At 27.8% G+C, this 583-nt stretch carries 1 protein-coding gene; it reads right to left on the bottom strand.

The features are described 5' to 3' along the window. Positions 1 to 583 (bottom strand): AMP-binding protein (locus L8W57_RS07855; protein WP_263662329.1); only part of this gene is annotated, 583 nt, incomplete at both ends.

Below are 583 nucleotides of genomic sequence, written 5' to 3'. Positions count from 1 at the left end.
CTTGATTAGCAAGTATATCTTCATGGCTTAGCTTAAAAGTTTCACATACCCAAAAAGTATAATCAATCACACTTTTATGGCTTATACTTACTCCTTTTGGAGTTCCTGTGCTTCCGCTTGTAAAAAAGACATAAAGTAAATTAGTATCTATGTGATCGTTTAAAGCTTTTTCTAAAGCATTTTCATTTATAACAAAGCTTTCAAAATCTTCTGTGAAAATGGTATCAAGACTAAAATCTAAATTTAATTTTTTAGAAGTAATTAAAAGCTTTGGTTTCAAAACTTCTATAACTTTTTCTACACGCTCTTTAGGGCTTTTTTCATCTAAAAGTGTATAAAAATTTCCACTTTTTGCTACACCAAAAAAAGAAAGCAAACAATCAATCCCTTTAGGAAGTATGATTAATACAGGATCTTGTGTACTTTTAGTAGGAAGTTTAGAAAGAATTTTACTTGCTATTTTTTTACTTAAATCATCAAATTCTTTATAGCTTATACTTCTACCATTAAACTCAACAAAAGCATTTTTACTTCCAAATTTAGCAACACTTTCTTGTAAAAAATCATTGATATGAGTTGTCAT

Source organism: Campylobacter sp. IFREMER_LSEM_CL1890 (assembly GCF_025772045.1).
In the GTDB taxonomy this organism is placed as follows: Bacteria; Campylobacterota; Campylobacteria; order Campylobacterales; family Campylobacteraceae; genus Campylobacter_D; species Campylobacter_D lari_D.
The sequence above is the reverse complement of the archived record's forward strand: the minus strand, read 5'-3'. Positions and strand labels throughout refer to the sequence as shown.